Below are 17279 nucleotides of genomic sequence, written 5' to 3'. Positions count from 1 at the left end.
GAAGACGAGAGAGGAGACCGGTCATGGCGGATGTGGTCCTGCTGACCCCCCGGGAGATCCCCACCGGCGCCGCGAGCCTGAACAACCAGAACGTCCTGATCAACGACGAGGAGTACCTGTCCCTCGACCCCGCGATGCGCCTGTTCTACAAGCGCGTCCGGGAGAACCTGGGAGTGGCCTGCATCGCCGGTCACCTGAGGTCGTGCGGATACTCGGTGCGGGCGCTGAACCTGCACGGGCGTAATCCGAGCGACGAGGTGATCACGGATCTGATCCGGCGTGAGCGGCCGAAGTTCGTCGGGATCAGCATCATGTACGACCTGCACATCGTCGATGCGGTGCGGTTGCTGCGGTGTGTGCGTGAGGCCGATCCGTCGGTGTTCGTGGCGATCGGCGGGGCGTTCTGCACGTACAACGCCAAGTTGATAGCCGAGCGCATCCCGGAGGCGGACTGTGTGGCCTTCGGTGAGGGCGAGCTGACGGTGGAAGGGCTGATGGAGTGCCTCGCGGCCGGCCGTGACTGGCACGGTGTGCCGGGGCTGTGGTTCTGGCAGGAGGGCCGGGTCCGCAGCAGCGGCCCGCCGAAACTCCCCGACCTCGCCAACGAGCCCTGGCCGGCCCGGGACCTGCTGGTCCATCACCGCAAGAACGGCATCCCCACACCGCGCGCGTCCACGTACACGAGCCGTGGCTGCCACGCCAAGTGCACCTTCTGCTACGCGCCCCGGCAGCCCGGAGTGGTGGACGGGCCCTGGCGGGTCCGGCCGGTGGGGGACGCGGTCGACGAGATCGAGTACCTGCAACGGGAGTTCGGCACCCGGTTCCTGTGGTTCAACGACGACAACTTCGGCGGCGCCTTCCAAGAGGGCTACCACCACGCCGTCGGCTTCGCCGAGGAGATCCTCCGCCGGGGCCTGAAGCTCACCTTCCACTGCGAGTTCCGCGTCGACACCGGCCTCATCGACCGGGAGGCGCTGCGCACCCTGCGCCGGGCCGGCATGGACCTGGCCCTCCTCGGCATGGAGAGCGGGTCGCCCGGCATGATGAAGCGGTTCCGCAAGGGGACCACCGTCGAGTACAACTTCGACGCCGCCCGCCTGTTCAAACAGGAGGGCATCGAACTCGAACCCGGCTGGATCATGATCGAACCGGGCACCACCCTCGACGAGCTCTGGGAGAACCTCAAGTTCATCGTGGCCGCCCGGGTGCACGAGAGCGAGAACCCGTTCTTCCTGATCAACCGGGCCATCGCCCTGCGCGGAACCGAGATCTACGACAAGGCCACGCGGTACGAGGAACCCGACATCCCCGGCGTGGACGGCGTCGCCCGGGAAGTGCTGCGGCACGCCCGCCGCGACTACCGCGTCGAGGACGAGCGGGTGGAACACCTGTGGACGGCCTGGAGCCGGGTCTCCTCGGAGATCAACGACCGCAAGGAGAACGAGGTCCCCTTCCTCGCCCAGAGCATCGCGGACACCGTACGGGCCCGACGCGGCACCGGCGCCGCGTCCCTGCGCCCCCTGCTGGGCCGACTGCGCAGCTGGGACCAGGGGCTCGCCGGGCTGCTGATCGCCTTCCTCAACGCGGGACTGCTCCTCGCGGACGAGAACCCGCCCGGACTCGCCGACCGGCTGGAGACCGAACTGCGCGCCATGATCACCGCGTACGACCGCGAACACCTCGGCCACACCTTCCCCGACTTCGTCGCCGAGACGGCGAAGGCGTGCGGCGAGCACGCCCTCGCCCAGGTGAGGGGGTGAGGCGGTGACCCGCGAGCGCATCCGGTACGCGGCCGTCGGCTGCGGCCGGGTCTTCGAGCGCTACCACCTGCCCTGCGCCGACGAGCGGGACGCCATGGAACTGGTGGGCCTGGTCGACGCCGACGCCGACCGGGCCCGGTCGCTGACGGCGGACCGCCCGCAGGTGTGGACCGGCACCTCCGTCGACCGCCTCATCCACGAGACGCGCCCGGACCTGATCAGCGTCTGTACGCCCAACGACGCCCACGCCGAACCGGTGCTGGCGGCACTGGACGCCGGCATCGCGGTGCTGTGCGAGAAACCCCTCGCCGCCACGGTGGAGGAGGCCCGGCGGATGGCGGCCCACCCGGCGGCCGAGAAGCTGCTGGGGGTGAACATGCCCTTCCGCTTCCATCCGCTCCTGGAGGCGTTCGCGGACGCGGCACGGCCCGGCGCACAGCGCGTCGACTTCTCCTTCGCCACCCCCGGCAACCGGGTGTGGCGGGCCTGCACACCCTGGTACGGCGACGCGCGACGGGCCGGCGGGGGCGCGCTCCTGGACCTCGGGCCGCACGCCCTGGACCTGCTCATGACGGTCTTCGGACCGCCGGACGTGGAGGCGTGCGAGGTGGACGCGCCGGGCGTGGAGGAGCGGGTCCGGCTGGACCTGTCGTTCCAGGGCGTACCGGCGACACTGCGCATCGACCGGGCCGCGCGCAGGCTGGAGACCTCGGTCACCGTCACCACCGAGGACGGCGACCACGTCCTCGACCTGCGCCGCAATGAACTGCGCCGGGCGGACGGCACGGTCGCATCGGCCGGACAACGCCCCGAACTCGCCGCGATCTCGGCCCACTTCGACCTGGTGACGGGCGCCCCCGCCGCACATCCGAAGGTGAGCGCCCAGGACGCCCTGGAGGTCCAGCTCGTCGTGGAGTCGGCCTACCGGCGCGCCACGGCACCCCTGCCGCAAGGCGGGTGACGCACGGTCAGCGAAGGAAACGGGCCACCTCGGCGCAGAAACACTCCGGTTCGGTGCGATGCACGTAGTGGCCCGCGTCGATGGCCAGCAGCCGCCCCCGGGGCACCGCCTCGGCGACCTCGGCCAGCAGCGAGCGGGGGACCGGGCTGGACAGTCCGCCGCTGATCACCAGCGTCTCGGCGGTGACGTCGGCGAGCCGCCGCCACCACCCGGGATCCGCCGTGCGCAGGCCGTCGATGACGGGGCGCACCGCGGCGCTGTCCAGCTCTCCGGCCCGGTGCAGCTCGCGGAACTCCCGGTACAGCGAGATGACGTGCGCCTGCCCGCCGGACGGCCCGGGCCGCGCCCACAGCTCCGCCTGCGCCGCCGCGTCCCGGGGCGGCGGAGGCGTGTCCTCGATCACCAGCCTGCGGACCCGCGCGGGATGGCGCTGGGCGATGAGCCAGGCCACATGACCCCCCATGGAGTGGCCCACCAGGTCCACCTCGTCCAGGCGGTACCGGTCCAGCAGGGACAGCACGTCCCGGTACATCAGCTCGAACGTGTACGCCTGGGCCCGGGGGCTGCGCCCGTGTCCGCGCAGGTCCGGCACGAACAATCGGCGGCCCCGGGGCAGCAGTTCGGAGACGAGCCGGTCCCAGCTCCGCCCGGTGTTCCCCAGCGCGTGGAGCAGCACCGCCGGCCTCCCCGCCGGGTCACCCGCGACCCGGCAGTTCAGCGTCAACGGCGCCTCAGGAGCGTGCACTGGTCACGAGATAGTTCACGATGGCCGTGACCGTCTGCTGGTGCCAGACCAGGTTGGCCGGCAGCTTGCGCTCCAGCAGCCGTTCCAGACGGCGCCGGATGACGATCGCCATCACGGAGTCCAGGCCCGACTTCAGCAGCGACCGGTCGGGGTCGAGCTGGGCCCGGTCCAGCTTCATCTCGCTGACGATCACGGAGACCGTCTGCTCGTGCAGCACAGCCCGCAACTCCTCCTCCGACAGCTCCTCGGACGGCCGGACCCCGGCCCCCGCCGAGCCCGCCGGGGCCTCCTCGGCGAGGTCCCGCAGCAGCCCCGTACGGCGGACCCCGCCCGGCAGCGGCACGGTACGCAGCACCGCGAGGGACGCGGCGCCGGTCCGGCCGGCGAGGTCCCAGGCGGCGAATGCCTCGGGCGCCGTGATGTCACCGACACCGTGCGCCTGGAGCTCGGCGTCCACGGCCGCGTTGGCCGCCATGCCCATGCCCCGCCAGGACGTCCACGCCAGGCTCATGCTGCCGACGGCACCGAGGGCGTGGTCGTACCCGGCCATGGCGTCGAGGAAGGCGTTGGCCGACGCGTAGGCGGCCTGGCCGGTGAGACCCAGGTACTGCCCGCACGACGAGAAGTGGACCAGGAAGTCCAGGCTCCCCGGCGGGAACAGCCGGTGCAGGGTCAGCGCGCCGCCCGCCTTCGGCCGCATCACCGCCGCCAGGGCGTCGGCGTCGAGCCCGTCGACCAACTGGTCCTGGAGCACACCGGCCGCGTGCACCACCCCCCGGATCGGAGGCATGCCCAGCGCGTCCGGGGTCAGGGCGGCGGCAGCCGCCTCGGCGTCCGACAGGTCCAGGGACACCACCCGCACGGTCGCCCCGAGGGCTTCGAGCCCGCGGACCGTCGCGACGCGGCGCGCTTGGACCTCGTCGGTGACGGCGTCCCACTCCGAACGAGGCGGCAGCCCACTGCGTCCGGCGAGCACGAGGCGGCGCGCGCCCCGCTCCACCAGCCACCGGGCGATCTCCCCGCCCAGACTGCCCAGACCGCCCGTGACGAGATACGTCCCGTCCTGCCGGCACCGCAGCGGCGCGCCCTCCGCGCCCACGGAGCGGACCAGCCGGTTCGCCCAGGCCCCGCCCTCGCGGACGGCGACGACGTCCTCGCCCGGGTTCGCGGCGACCACGCGCAGCGCGGCGGCCAGGTCGTCCCCGGTGGGCCGTGGGCCGAGATCGACCGTGCCGCCCCACAGCTCAGGATGCTCGCCCCCGACGACCCGGCCGAGACCCCACCGGGCCGCTTGGGCCACCGCCTCCAGCCGGTCCGCCTCGCGGACACCGAGGGTCAGTGACCACAGCCGCGCCGTACCGGGCGGCCACGCGCCCAGCAGCCGGGCCGCCGACGCGAGCTGCCACGCCTCGCGCACGGCACGCTCCGCGACCTCGGTCTCCCCGGCCGGACGGTCCGGCAGGGGCAGCAGGAGCACGTCCACGGGACCGGGGGCCTGCCCGCGCAGGCCGTCGAGACCGTCCGGGGACTCCGCCGCCAGGCACGGGACACCGAGTGCGTCGGCCGTGGCGCGCAGGGCCGCCGTCAGCTCGCCGTCCGCGCCGACCAGCACCAGGGGCCGGTGCGGGCGGGGGGTGTCGAGGGGGAGGGGTTGCCAGTCCGTCCGGAACAGGAGTTCGCCGGGCGGGGCCGACCGGGCTTCGCTCTCGCCGCCCGCGTACCGGACTCCGGCCAGCACGGCCACGGTCCGTTCGTCGGCCGCCGTGATCCGTACCTCCACCGTGTCCCCGCCGTCGACGTACGCCTCAAGGCGGGCGCGGGGCGGGGGCTCGCCCGTGGTCCAGACGCGGCCGACGCCGGCCACGACCCTGAGCGCTGCGGGTCCGGGGAAGGCGACGGCCGCCATGGACAGCGCGGCGTCGAACAGCGGGGCCCAGGACGCCGGTTCGTCGGCCGCGACGATGTCGGCGCACAGCCCGTCCGGGACCTGCTCCAGACGCTCCACGCGCCAGGGGAAGGCCATGCTCGGCACGCCGACCGAGGCGAGGTGGGTGGTGATCCGGTCGAGGGGGAGCGCCGTCCCCGGTCCGGACGTGGCCGGCCGAAGGGGCGGCGAGGTGTCGCCGGACACGGACGCCACCGCGTGGGTCAGCGAGGACCGTTCGTCCCCGTCCGACTCCTTCGGGTCGGCGGTCCGGGACAGCAGGCGGAGCACGCCGTCCTGCGCGATCACGTCGACGTCCTGGGCCGTGGACAGGGCCAGCGGCAGCTCGAACGACACGTCGGACAGGCCGCTCACCCCGGCCGCGTCCAGGAAGGTCTGGAGGACGACGGCCGCCGGGACGATCTCCGCGCCGTGGATGGTGTGACTGCCCGGATACGGCCGGGACTCCAGGTCGACACGGGTACGCCAGAGGTCCAGCGGCGTCGTCCCGGCCAGCGTGGTGCGCGGACCCAGCAGGGTACGGCTCGCCGGGTCGTGCCGCCCCCGGTCGGCCCGGTGGACCGGCAGGTCGCGCCAGTACCGCTGGCGCCGCCAGCTGCGGACCGGCAGCGACAGGGGCCGCGCGCCCGGGGCGGACGGCCAGTCGAGCGGGACGCCGTGGCAGTACAGCAGCCCCGCGTTCAGCAGGAGGTGCTCCCGCTCCCCGGTGTCGCGGCGCAGGGAGGCGGCGAGACAGTGCCGGTCGGCCCCCACCGTGTCCAGCGTCTCCTGCACGGAGTGCCGGACCACCGGATGGGCCGACACCTCCAGGAACGTACGGAACCCGTCCTCGGCCGCCGCGGCCACGGCACCCGACAGCCGTACCGGGCTGCGCAGGTTGGCCGCCCAGTAGGCGCCGTCGCGGACGGCTCCATCGCGCGGGTCGGCCAGCGCGGTGCTGTAGACGGGGATACGGGGGGCGTGCACGGTGAGGTCGGCCGCGGCCTCCGCGAGCTCCTTCAGCAGGGGCTCCATCTGCGGGCTGTGGAAGGCCACGTCGCTGTCGACGCGGCGCACCAGCAGCGACGGGTCCGAGGCCAGGTCCCGGGCGAGGGCCTCGATCTCCGCGACCGCGCCGGCCACCACGGTCGTGGTGGGCGAGGCGAGGACCGCAGGCACCACGCCGTCGGCGCCGCCGAGCCGTGCCTCGGCCTCGTCGGCGGGCAGGCCGATCATCAGCATGCCGCCCGCGCCGGCCACCCGCCGCAGCAGGACACTGCGCCGGCACACCAGCCGGGCGCCGTCCTCCAGCGACAGCACCCCCGCCGTCGCGGCGGCGGCGATCTCCCCCATGGAGTGGCCGATGACGGCGGCGGGCCGGACCCCGAGCGACCGCCAGACGGCGACCAGACCCATCTGCACCGCGTAGATCATCATCTGGGCCACGTCCACGCGGCTGACGTCGCCGTCCTCGATCAGCTCCCGGGCCGTCCTGCCGAACTCCTCGGCGAAGACCGGCCCGACCCTGTCGATCACCTCGGCGAAGACGGCGTCCGTGGCCAGCAGCTCGCGGCCCATTCCCGGCCACTGGGCGCCGGTCCCCGAGAAGACCCACACCACGTCGTCCAGGCCCTCGTCCGTCACCGTCCCCTCGGCGAGGCCGGGCGCCGCGTCACCGGCGGCGAAGCGGCGCAGCCCGCCCGCCAGCTCCGCGCGGTCGGCGGCGACGACGGCGATCCGGCGCTCCAGGTGGCTGCGCCGGGTGCCCAGGTCCTGCGCGACCGAGGCGAGCGCGACGCCCGCGCCCGGCCCGTCCAGCCAGTCGGCGAGCCGCGCGGCGTCCTGCCTGAGGGCCGGCTCGGAGCGGCCGGAGAGCGGGAAGAGGAGGGGCATCGGGCTGCCCTCTGACGTGGCGGACGGCTCGCGCTGGGCGTCTTCCAGGGCGGTCCGCGTGTCCTCGGGTGCCGCCGGCGCCTCCTCCAGGACGACGTGGGCGATGGTGCCGCCGTAGCCGAAGCTGGAGACACCCGCTCGGCGGGGCCGCTCCCCACGGCGCCACGGAGTGCGCTCCCGCGTCACCCGCAGCCGTGCCTGAGCCCAGGGAATGCGCGGGTTGGGGGCGGAGAAGTGCACGCTGGGCGGGATCTCCTCATGGACGAGCGCGAGGATCGTCTTGATCATCCCGGCGATCCCCGAACCGGCCTCCAGATGCCCGATGTTGCCCTTTACCGAGCCGATGAGGCACGGGCTGTCCGCCGGCCGGCCCGCACCGAAGACCGCGGCGAGCGCACCGGCCTCCAGCGGGTCGCCCGCGACGGTTCCGGTGCCGTGGGCCTCGACATAGTCGACGCTCTGCGGGGCGATCCCGCACTGCGCGTACGTCCTGCGCAGCAGGTCCGCCTGCGCCTCGCCGTTGGGCGCCATGATGCCGGCGGTCCGGCCGTCCTGGCTCACCCCGCTGCCCCGGATCACCGCCAGGACCCGGTCCCCCGCCCGCTCGGCGTCCGAGAGGCGCTTCAGGACGAGGACGCCCGCCCCCTCGCCCCGGCCGTAGCCGTCCGCCGAGGCGTCGAACGGCTTGCTGTGGCCGTCCGGGGAGGTGGCGCCCGCACGGGCCAGGGTGACCGAGAGGCCGGGCGCCACCATCAGGTTCACGCCCGCCGCCAGCGCCACGTCCGACTCCCCGGCGAGCAGGCTCCGGCACGCTAGGTGGACGCCGACCAGGGAGGCGGAGCACGCGGTGTCCACGGCGAGGCTCGGGCCGCGCAGGTCGAGGCTGTGGGAGATGCGGTTCGCGGTGGCGCACAGGGCCGCGCCGATACCGGTCCAGGGCTCGATCCGGGCGAGGTCCTCCAGCAGCCGGCGCCCGTAGTCGTCCGAGCCGACGCCCACGAAGACTCCGCAGGCGGTGCCGCCCAGCCCCAGAGGCGGGAGCCCCGCGTGCTCCAGGGCCTCCCACGCCAGTTCCAGCAGCAGCCGCTGCTGAGGGTCCATCAGTTCGGCCTCGCGCGGCGCGATCCCGAAGAACTCCGCGTCGAAACCGGCGATGTCGGCGAGGAAGCCGCCCCGGGTCGGGGTCTCCCGCACGACGGCCGCATGTTCGGGCCCGGTGCCCGCGTACGCGGCCCAGCGCTCCGCCCCGTCGCCGATGCCGTCCCGACCCTGGACGAGGAGGTCCCAGAACGCGTCGGGGGAGTCGGCGTCACCGGGGAACCGGCAGCTCAGCCCGACGACCGCGATGGGCTCCTCGTCGCCCTGCTCCTGCGAGGCGCCCGTCACACGAGGCTCCCCGTGGCGCGCCAGGCGGGCGGTTCCAGCACCGTGACCACGGCCGCGGTGATCATGAGCCCGGGGCCGGCGCTCAGCAGCAGGAGATGGTCACCGGCGTCCACCTGCCCGTCCTCGACGAGGTGGTTGAGCTGTAGCCCGACGTCGGCGGCGCCCGCGTGGCCGATGTCGCGGAAGAAGTCGACCGCGCCCAGCGACGCGTCCAGGCCCATCGGCCGCAGATGGCTGTCCAGGAAGTCCGTGGTGCCCGCCCCGAGATGGAGCACCTTCGACAGGTCCGCGACGGTGATCCCCGCCTCGCCCGTCACCTGCTCGACCAGCTTGGCGCCGCTCGCGCCGTACTCCTGGCCGATCTCGGACGCCTTCGGGCCCAGTTCCTCGACCATCGCCTCCAGGTGCTCGTTCATGTCGAGCGCCCGCCCGGTGGTGACCGCCGGAGGGAAGATCGGCTCGTGCCCACGGTTGAGGATCTCGTACTGGGGCAGCGACACCGACTCGACGGAGCGCAGCGCCGCCCAGCCGGACTGCTTCGACAGGACGACCGCCGTGGCCGCGTCGGCGAGCACCGCGTCACGGTGGGCGTACCACCGGTCGACCGAGGGGGCGCCGAAGTTGTCCGCGCTGCTCACCACGGCGCCGGTGCGCGACGGCGAGCACAGCAGGTACTGGGTCGCCATCTCCACGGCGGCGAGGAACGCGTTGCACCCCTGCTCCACCGTCAGCGCCGGGACGGGGGAGCCGAGGGTGGCGCGCAGGATGTAGTGGGGCGCCGACCAGCCGTCGGGGCCCTGGTGGTACGCGCAGGAGTGGACGAGGAGGTCGATGTCCTCAGGGCCGAGGCCCGAACGGTCCACCGCCTGCCGGACGGCCGCCACCGCCATGTCCGGCGCGGAGATACCGTCGGCCACGGCGATGCTGCGCCAGCCGCAGGACTCCATCCGCTCCCGGTCGTACGCCCCGCGCCGGACCGCTTCCTCCACGCTCACCCGGGGCGGGATGAACGCCCCGGTGCCTGCCAGGAAGATGTTCTCTGTTCTCACTCTCACATGTCCTCACTGACCGGTCCGGGGCCTGATGACCTTCCCGGTCTCGGTGGTCGGCAGTTCCGCCCTGGAGGCGAAGGCGTGGGGGACCCAGGAGGGCGACAGCCGCTCCCGGCAGAAGCGCTCCAGCTTGTCGAGGTCGACCGTGCCGGGCGTCACCGTCGCGCTGATGCGCTGTCCGAGGACAGGATCGTCCACACCGGACACCAGACAGGCGGCGACATCCGGGAAGGCGAGCAGGACGGCTTCGATCTCCTCGGGACTGACCTTGGCGCCCGCGACGTTGATGCTGGTGGACAGGCGCCCGGCGAGCACGAGGTCGTGCCCTTCCCAGCGGGCCAGGTCGCCGGTGGTGAACCCGTCCCACACCTCGCTCGCGTCGACGGCACCGCCCTCGACGTACCCGAGCATCATCGACGGCGACCTGACGGTCACCAGCCCCGTCACGCCGTCGCCCGCGCCGTCCCCCGAAACCGGGGACAGCTCGACCCGCACCCCGGGCAGGAGCGGGCCGGGACCACGGACACCGGGCAGCCACGGGGCCGGGCGGCTCACACAGATCGGCCCGGTCTCCGTGGTGCCGTACACCTGGCCGACGTGCCCGCCGAGCCGGGTCGCGACCAGCTCGGCGGTGTGCGCGTCCAGCGCCATGCCGGCGGAGAGGAAACCGATCGCGGGACCGTCGTACGGGCGGGAGCGGGCGGACTTGGCGAGCAACCGCAGCATGGGGGGCACACCGACGAACAACGTCACGTCCCCGGCGGCGAGTTCACGCAGCAGCAGCCGCGGTTTGCCCGGCGTCGTACAGCGCACGGGCGCGCCCGCCAGGACCGCGGCGACGGCACACAGGCCGAAGCCGTACGCGTGCTGGAGGGGTACGGGGCACAGCAACCGGCTCTCCGGGCCCAGCCCCAGCGCCGTACGGTAATGCCCGGCCTCGGACAGCAGGGCGGCGGCGGAGCGCAGCGCGACCCGGGGGTAGCCGGTGGTGCCCGACGTGATCTGCGCCGTCGCCGCCTCCTCGAAGGCGGGCCGAGGGGCCCCTTCCCGGCCGACGCTCAGGGTCCGCTCCCCCCAGCGCGCGGCCGTGACCGGGAAGGCCGGCGACGAGTCCGGGGCGACGAGGAAGTCGAGCGGACAGCGTTCCTGTAGCCGCTGGAGCTCCCACGGCGTCAGCCGGCGCGAGAGCGGCACCGCGACCGCGCCGGTGGAGATGATCGCGAACACGTCGGCGGTGAACTCGGCCGCGGGCCAGGCGACGGTTCCCACCAGGACGCCCGGCCCGACGCCGGCCTCCCGCAGGGCCCGCGCCCGGGAGTCGACCCGCTCGGCCAACTGCGCCGCGCTGGTTGTCCCGTAGTCGTCGCTGATCAGCGGCGCGTCCCCGGCACGGGCAGCCTGGGCGCGCAGCAGGGAGAGCAGCTCCGTGCGCGCGGCGGTCATCCTCCGAGATCGGTCAGCGCGCGCCGCAGCGCCCCCACCGCCTTGTCGAGGACGTCCCCGGTGTGCGCGGTGCTCAGGAACCACGGCTCCAGCGCGTTCGGGTGGAAGTAGACGCCCTCCCGCTGGGCGAGGGCCTGGAAGCGCCGGTGCCGGGAGAAGTCGGCGGCCTCGGCGAGGTCGCGCAGGCTGTCGCCCCTCTCCAGCGGTTTCCTGAGCAGGGCCACGGACATCAGGGAGCCGACCCGGCTGATGTGCACGGGCCGCTTCTCCACGGCGAAGACCTCGCGCACGGCCTCCTCCGCACCGGCGCCGACGGCCTCAAGCTCCTCGTAGAGGCCGGGCAGCGCGCGGATCTTGGTCAGTACGGTGACGACCGCACGCAGGGCCGCGTGGTTCCCGGCGTAGACGCCCGCGTGGTGCGCCTCGTTCGTGGCGAGCATCCGCATCGCGGCCTTCCGCCCGCCGAAGGCGGCGACCGGGAACCCCCCGCCCATCACCTTGGACAGGACCGTGAGGTCGGGCTCGACGCCGTACAGCTCCTGCGCCCCTCCTCGGGCGACCCGGAAACCGGTGATCACCTCGTCGAAGACCAGCATCGCACCGCTGCGCGCGGTCAGATCGCGCAGCAGCTGGAGGAAGCCGGGCACCGGGGGGATCACCCCGGCGTTGACCAGGACCGGCTCCAGGATGACGGCCGCGATCCGGTCGCCGCTGCGCGCGAACAGCTCCTCGACGGCCCCGGCGTCGTTCCACGGCAGCTGCGCGGTGTGCGCGAGGGCCTCGGGGATCATCCCGGGCGCGCCCGGGACGACGTCCGTCGGCCGGGTGCCCTGGATCTGGAGCGTGTTCTTGCCCGCGCGCAGGACGGTCTCGCTCCAGCCGTGGTAGTGCCCTTCGAAGGTGACCACCAGGGAGCGTCCCGTGGCGGCGCGCGCCAGCCGCAGCGCGGAAGTGACCGCCTCCGTCCCGGAGTTGGCGAACCTGACCTGCTCCACGCCCGGCACCAGTTCGGCCACCAGGGCTCCGGCCTCGGCGTCCAGTTCATGCGGCAGGCCGGTCATATGGCCCCGGGTGAACTGGTCGGCCAGGGCGGCGGCCACGTCGCGGTCGGCATAGCCGAAGAGATTCGGGCCGTAGCCCATGTTGAAGTCGACGAACTCGCCGTCCTCGACATCGCGGATCAGGCAGCCTTCGGCACGCCGCACGACCAGGGGAACGGGGACGGCCGCCGCACGCATACTGCTGCTGACACCGCCGGCGATGACCTCTTTGATGTCCTCCAGACAATCAGCATTCGTCCGACGTTTGGCGTCCATGGCACCCACTGAAAACCTCCAGCTTCGTCGGCCTGATCCAGCATCACAGAATGCCCCAGGGATTTCGGGGCCGACAGCGGGCGTTGCCGGATTGGCCGGATCATGGGGGGTGATCGGCCTGTCTTGGATGGCACTATCGGACAGGTGATCGGCGCCCGTAGCGGAAGGGGAATGTGATGTCGTCTCGGGGCGTCGCCGTGATCACGGGGGCCGGATCGGGCCTCGGGGCCGCCATCGCCGTACGGCTGGCCACCACCCATGACCTGGTGCTGACCCATCTGACCCGGGACACCGGGCTCGCCGACACCGCTGACCAGGTGTCAGCGACCGGCGCGGACGTCGTCGCGACCGTCGTCGGGGACCTCACCCGCGAGGAGACCACGGACCGTCTGGGACAGGCCATGGCCGCCTGCGGGCCGCGACTGGACGTCCTGGTCTGCAACGCCGGGGCGTACACCTACACCCCCTGGCGGGACACCACGTGGGACGACGTGCGCTCGGCCGTGGACGTCAATCTCCTGGCGCACATCGCCTGTGTCCGGGCCGCCACACCTCATCTGGTGGCGCGCGGAACCGGCCGGATCGTGGCCGTCTCCACGGTGCTCACCCGGATCGGGCGCGTGGAACTCGCCCCGTACATCGCGGCGAAAGGCGGTCTGGAGGCATTCGTGCGCGCCCTTGCCCGTGAACTCGGCCCGCACGGTATTACCGTGAATTCCGTCAGACCGGGTCCGATCGAACTGAGTACCGAACAGAGGTCCCACCCGGATTACCCTTCCTGGAGGCAACGGGAATTCGACCGGCAATGCATCAAACGCCATGGCCGCCCCGATGACGTGGCCGCGGCGGTAGCGTTTCTGACTTCTCCCGGAGCCGGTTTCATCACGGGCCAGAGTCTGACCGTCGACGGCGGCTGGGATCTCCACTGACCTGCCCGCGCAGGCCGATCCGAGGAACCTTGACGCCCATGGCACACGAACGGCAACAGCACTCCACCACCCGGCTCCTGCTGGTGCGGCACGCCCAGTCGCACGCCAGCGTGAAGAAACTGATCGCCGGGGTCCGCACCTGTTCCGGGCTCACGGAGCGGGGGCGGGAACAGGCCGCCCGGCTCTCGGCACGGCTCGCGGCCGAACCGCAGCCGCCGCACGCGCTGCTGACCAGCCCGGTGCGCAGAGCCCGCGAGACCGCCGAGATCCTGGCGAGCGGGCCGGAGTTCGCGGCACCGGTCGTCGAGACGCGGGCGCGGGAACTCGACTTCGGGGCGGCCGACGGTCTGTCCATCGACGAATACCAGCGTGTGCACGGGGCGTTCGACATGACCGCCCATCCCGACCGGCCGTTCGCCCCCGGCGGGGAGACCTGGAACCGGTTCCGGACCCGGGCCGGCCGTGTCGTCGAGGACCTGGTCTCCCGTCACCGGGGCGGAACGGTCCTCGTGGTGTGCCATGCCGGGTTCATCGTCGCGGCGATGTCCGCGCTGCTCGACGTCCTTCCGCCCGTGCTGTTCACGGACTCGACACCCGCCGCGACGTCGATCAACGAGTTCGTGCACGACGGCTCGGGGTGGCGCCTGCTCCGGTTCGACGACGCGCGGCACCTCGACACGGCCGCATAGCCGTATACGCCGACGTCACTGCTGCGGGCCGCGCTTGCGTTCCATCATGTGGCGGCCCAGCGCCTTCTTCCGCTTCCAGCTCCGCAGGATCTCCGCGTTCAGCCGCGCGTCGCTCCGGGCGGCGATCCGGTCGTTCTCGCGGAGCAGCTTGTGGTAGTTCTCCAGCCGCCGAGGGGACAACTCGCCCTCCTCGACGGCCGCGAGCACCGCGCACCCGGGCTCCTCACGGTGCGAGCAGTCGGGGAAACGGCAGTCCCCGGCGAGGGACTCCACGTCGGTGAACGCCTGGGCGACGCCGTGGTCGGCCTCCCACAGCCCCACCCCGCGCAGCCCCGGGGTGTCGATCAGGACACCGCCGCCCGGCAACGGCAGGAGGTCGCGGGTCGTCGTCGTGTGCCGCCCCTTGCCGTCACTGTCACGCGTGGCGTCGACCCGCTGCGCGTCCGCTCCCGTGAGCGCGTTGGTGAGGGTGGACTTGCCGGCACCGGAGCGGCCGAGGAGAACCGCGGTCCCGTCGACGAGGGCCGCGAAGGCGTCCATGCCCTGCCCCGTGGCCGCGCTGACCGGCAGCACGCGCGCTCCGGGGGCCGCCCGCTCCGTGTCCTCGACGAGATGGGACAGCGTCACCGGGTGGGGAACCAGATCGGCCTTCGTGAGGACCACCACCGGCTGCCCGCCGCTCTCCCACGCCAGGGCGAGGAAACGCTCGACGCGCCCGAGATCCAGCTCCTCGGCGAGCGAGACGGCGATGAGCACCTGGTCGATGTTGGCCGCCAGGACCTGACCGTCGGAGCGCTGCGAGGAGACGGCACGGACGAACGCCGTACGCCGGGGCAGCAGCACCCGGACGACTTCCTGGTCCGCGTCGAGCGCCACCCAGTCCCCGGTGCAGGGGGTGAGCAGGGGGTCGGGGGAGGCCACGGGCCCGGTGCCCGCCCGGACGGTCGACACCCGGCCGTCCTCGGCGGCGGTGACGGTCTCGCAGCTCCCGCGGTCGACCCGCACCACACGGCCGGGCCGAAGACCGTCGGCCTCGTACGGGGCGAAGTCGGCGGCCCACGCGTCGTTCCAGCCGTACCGGTGGAGCGGATGGGAGTCGGATGCGGTCAAGCTCGCCTCTTCGGAGGGGTGTGCGGATAGCGGAACCGGCGGGGGTGCGCACACCGGCAGCTCGGACCCGCAGTCTAGTCCCCGCGCGGCGGGCACACGAAGGGCCGGTGTACGGCGGGGCAGCGGTCTTCGGCCATCGCGCCCGGCGTCTCGTGGTCCGGCCGCGCGGTTCTGGCCGGCGGGGCCGCGCCCTGCGTCGATGCCGGCCGTCGGCGGCGGGCGCCGCCGAAGGTCAGGGCGCCGGATTCCGGTCGCCGGACACGGGCGTCAGCTGCTCGTCCGCCCACTCGGTGAACGTGGTGAGCGGGATGCCCAGCTCGTGGGCGTACGCGGGCCGGGCGGGCTGGAGGACCGCGTTGTTCCACTCGTGCCCGGCTCCCCACGTCGGCATGCCCGCGGCGAGGGCCTCTGCCAGGCTCATGGAGGGCGCGGTCACGGGCACGCCCCAGGCGGCGGACAAGGTCCGCGCGATCTGCTCCATCGTGCGCAGGTCACCGGCCAGTTCCAGTTCCACCCGGTGGAACCGGTCGGGGTCCCGGAGGGCGTGCGCCGCGGCCGTGCCGATGTCCCGTACGGCCACCAGGGCCAGTTCGGTATCCGGTTTCAGTACGGTCAGCAGCCCGCCGCGGGGCCCCCGGGGTGCCAGCAGGGGCAGGTTCTCCATGAAGAAGGCGGGCTTGATCACTGTCCAGCGGGCAAAACCCGCACCACGTACCGCCTCGATGATCGCCTGCTTGGTGTGGAAGTAGTCGGCCGACGCCGCCCAGCGGCCCTCGGCCCAGCCGGGGACCTGGGTGTGCTCACCGACTCCACTGGTCGAGGACTGCACGAACTGCCGTACTCCTGCGGCCCTCGCCGCAGCCACCAGGTTGGTGGCCTGGGCGAGCTCGCCCGCGAAGTCCACGCTGGTCTCGGTCATCGGCGGCATCTGCACGGAGAACACCGCGCGGACCCCCTCGACCGCCGGGCCGAGGGAGGACCGGTCGGCAAGGTCCGCCCGCACCAGCTCGGCACCCAGCGACTCGATCGCCAGGGCGGGCTCGGACTGCGGATCGCGTACGAGCGCACGTACCGGTACCCCGGCGGCCAGGAGCGCGCGAGCCGTGGCCCCGCCCTGCTGGCCGGTGGCGCCGGTGACCAGGACTGTGTCGCTGTCGACGGGCATGGTCGCTGCTCCTCACGGACCGGGAGGGAAAACGGCGGAGCCCTCCGCTTTGTGTGGCGCCAAGGTAGGGCAGGGCCCGCCGTTCGGCAACGAGGAGATCGTGCCCGGTCGGCGCATCCACGCTGCCGCCGGAGCCGAGATCGCCGCGCACGGCGCCGAGGCGTCCCAGGAGCAGATCCGCAGGCGCCGGTCCGGTGAGTGTCCGGACCGGCGCCGACGGGGTGACGTCACGCAGGGGTGCCGAGCGGCGGGTGGTCGAGTACGCGGGGCCTGTACTCGACCAGTTGGATGCGGCCGTCGAAGGTGCGCTGCCCGGTCATGTTGAGGGCGACGTCCGGATAGCCGTCGTAGATGCGTTCTTCACCCGTGGCCCCGGTGATCACCGGGAACATCACGACCCGGAAGCGGTCGACGAGTCCGGCACGGAGCAGGGACCGGCACAGGCTGACGCTGCCGATCGTGCTGAGGAGCCCCGAGCCGTTCGCCTTCATGGCGCGGACCGCCTCGACGGCGTCGTCGCGGACGAGCGTGCAGTTGGCCCACGTCAGCGGCTCCTTGAGCGAGGAGGAGAACACCACCTTGGACGCCTGCGTGAGCCCGTCGACGGACGCTTCTTCCTCGGGCCTGAACTCGTCCTGGCCGCTCGGGACCTCACCCGCGGCGAAGCCCGACATCAGGCGGTAGGTGTTCGCTCCCATCAGATAGGTGACCTCGGGCTGCTCGCCCAGCCAGGCGAGGTACTCCGGGCCCTCCAGGCCCCAGAACCCGGGCCACCCCTCTCCCGACGCGTAGCCGTCGAGGGAGGTGATGAAGTCGACGAGAAGCTCCGACATGGCGGTGTCCTTTCCTCGGGTGTCACCAGCTTGGACCGGCCGGGAGCCGCGAACTCATCGGTCGCGCCGCTGA

At 73.1% G+C, this 17279-nt stretch carries 12 protein-coding genes; 4 read left to right on the top strand and 8 right to left on the bottom strand.

Annotated features, from left to right (window positions below):
• The first annotated feature begins 23 nt into the window (after window positions 1-23).
• Together ACQCO7_RS01345 and ACQCO7_RS01340 are read left to right on the top strand one after the other, a co-directional pair.
• Window positions 24-1760 carry a B12-binding domain-containing radical SAM protein gene (locus ACQCO7_RS01345; RefSeq protein ID WP_464069999.1) on the top strand — a complete coding sequence of 579 codons (1737 nt, stop codon included), beginning with the start codon at window positions 24-26 and terminating at the stop codon, window positions 1758-1760.
• 4 nt (window positions 1761-1764) lie between these two features.
• Window positions 1765-2721, top strand: a complete 957-nt coding sequence (locus ACQCO7_RS01340) for a Gfo/Idh/MocA family protein (RefSeq protein WP_464069998.1) — start codon at window positions 1765-1767, stop codon at window positions 2719-2721.
• 7 nt (window positions 2722-2728) lie between these two features.
• Here ACQCO7_RS01340 and ACQCO7_RS01335 read toward each other — a convergent pair whose 3' ends face one another.
• Genes ACQCO7_RS01335 through ACQCO7_RS01315 form a run of 5 tightly spaced genes read right to left on the bottom strand, consistent with a single transcriptional unit; the run spans window position 2729 to window position 12480 of the window.
• Window positions 2729-3466, bottom strand: a complete 738-nt coding sequence (locus ACQCO7_RS01335; RefSeq protein WP_464069997.1) for an alpha/beta fold hydrolase — start codon at window positions 3464-3466, stop codon at window positions 2729-2731.
• Window positions 3453-8669, bottom strand: a complete 5217-nt coding sequence (locus tag ACQCO7_RS01330; protein ID WP_464069996.1) for a beta-ketoacyl synthase N-terminal-like domain-containing protein — start codon at window positions 8667-8669, stop codon at window positions 3453-3455. The genes ACQCO7_RS01335 and ACQCO7_RS01330 overlap by 14 nt, the downstream gene beginning before the upstream one ends.
• Window positions 8666-9718 carry a ketoacyl-ACP synthase III family protein gene (locus ACQCO7_RS01325; protein ID WP_464069995.1) on the bottom strand — a complete coding sequence of 351 codons (1053 nt, stop codon included), beginning with the start codon at window positions 9716-9718 and terminating at the stop codon, window positions 8666-8668. The genes ACQCO7_RS01330 and ACQCO7_RS01325 overlap by 4 nt, the downstream gene beginning before the upstream one ends.
• A gap of 12 nt (window positions 9719-9730) precedes the next feature.
• Window positions 9731-11164: a class I adenylate-forming enzyme family protein gene (locus tag ACQCO7_RS01320; RefSeq protein ID WP_464069994.1), complete on the bottom strand. Its 1434-nt coding sequence runs from the start codon at window positions 11162-11164 to the stop codon at window positions 9731-9733.
• A complete protein-coding gene (locus ACQCO7_RS01315; RefSeq protein WP_464069993.1) occupies window positions 11161-12480 on the bottom strand; it encodes an aspartate aminotransferase family protein in 1320 nt (439 codons plus the stop codon). The genes ACQCO7_RS01320 and ACQCO7_RS01315 overlap by 4 nt, the downstream gene beginning before the upstream one ends.
• 176 nt (window positions 12481-12656) lie before the next feature.
• On the opposite strand from ACQCO7_RS01315, the gene ACQCO7_RS01310 reads away from it, so the two are divergent.
• Window positions 12657-13409 (top strand): SDR family NAD(P)-dependent oxidoreductase, encoded by a 753-nt coding sequence (locus ACQCO7_RS01310; protein ID WP_464069992.1) that lies wholly within the window; start codon window positions 12657-12659, stop codon window positions 13407-13409.
• A gap of 38 nt (window positions 13410-13447) precedes the next feature.
• Window positions 13448-14098 carry a histidine phosphatase family protein gene (locus ACQCO7_RS01305; protein WP_464069991.1) on the top strand — a complete coding sequence of 217 codons (651 nt, stop codon included), beginning with the start codon at window positions 13448-13450 and terminating at the stop codon, window positions 14096-14098.
• A 15-nt stretch (window positions 14099-14113) separates the two neighbouring features.
• On the opposite strand, the gene rsgA is transcribed toward ACQCO7_RS01305, so the two are convergent.
• The 3 genes from rsgA to ACQCO7_RS01290 form a co-directional block, all read right to left on the bottom strand.
• On the bottom strand, window positions 14114-15208 hold the full coding sequence (gene rsgA, locus ACQCO7_RS01300; protein ID WP_464069990.1) for a ribosome small subunit-dependent GTPase A: 1095 nt from the start codon (window positions 15206-15208) through the stop codon (window positions 14114-14116).
• Window positions 15209-15440: 232 nt separating this feature from the next.
• Window positions 15441-16373, bottom strand: coding sequence for an NmrA family NAD(P)-binding protein (locus ACQCO7_RS01295; protein WP_464069989.1), 933 nt, complete (start codon window positions 16371-16373; stop codon window positions 15441-15443).
• Between the two features lie 227 nt (window positions 16374-16600).
• The gene (locus ACQCO7_RS01290; RefSeq protein WP_464069988.1) at window positions 16601-17206 is read right to left on the bottom strand and encodes a dihydrofolate reductase family protein; all 606 of its coding nucleotides are present in this window, start codon (window positions 17204-17206) and stop codon (window positions 16601-16603) included.
• Window positions 17207-17279 lie beyond the last annotated feature (73 nt).

Source organism: Streptomyces saintjeani, assembly GCF_055409605.1.
This window is presented reverse-complemented; position numbering and strand designations above follow the sequence as displayed.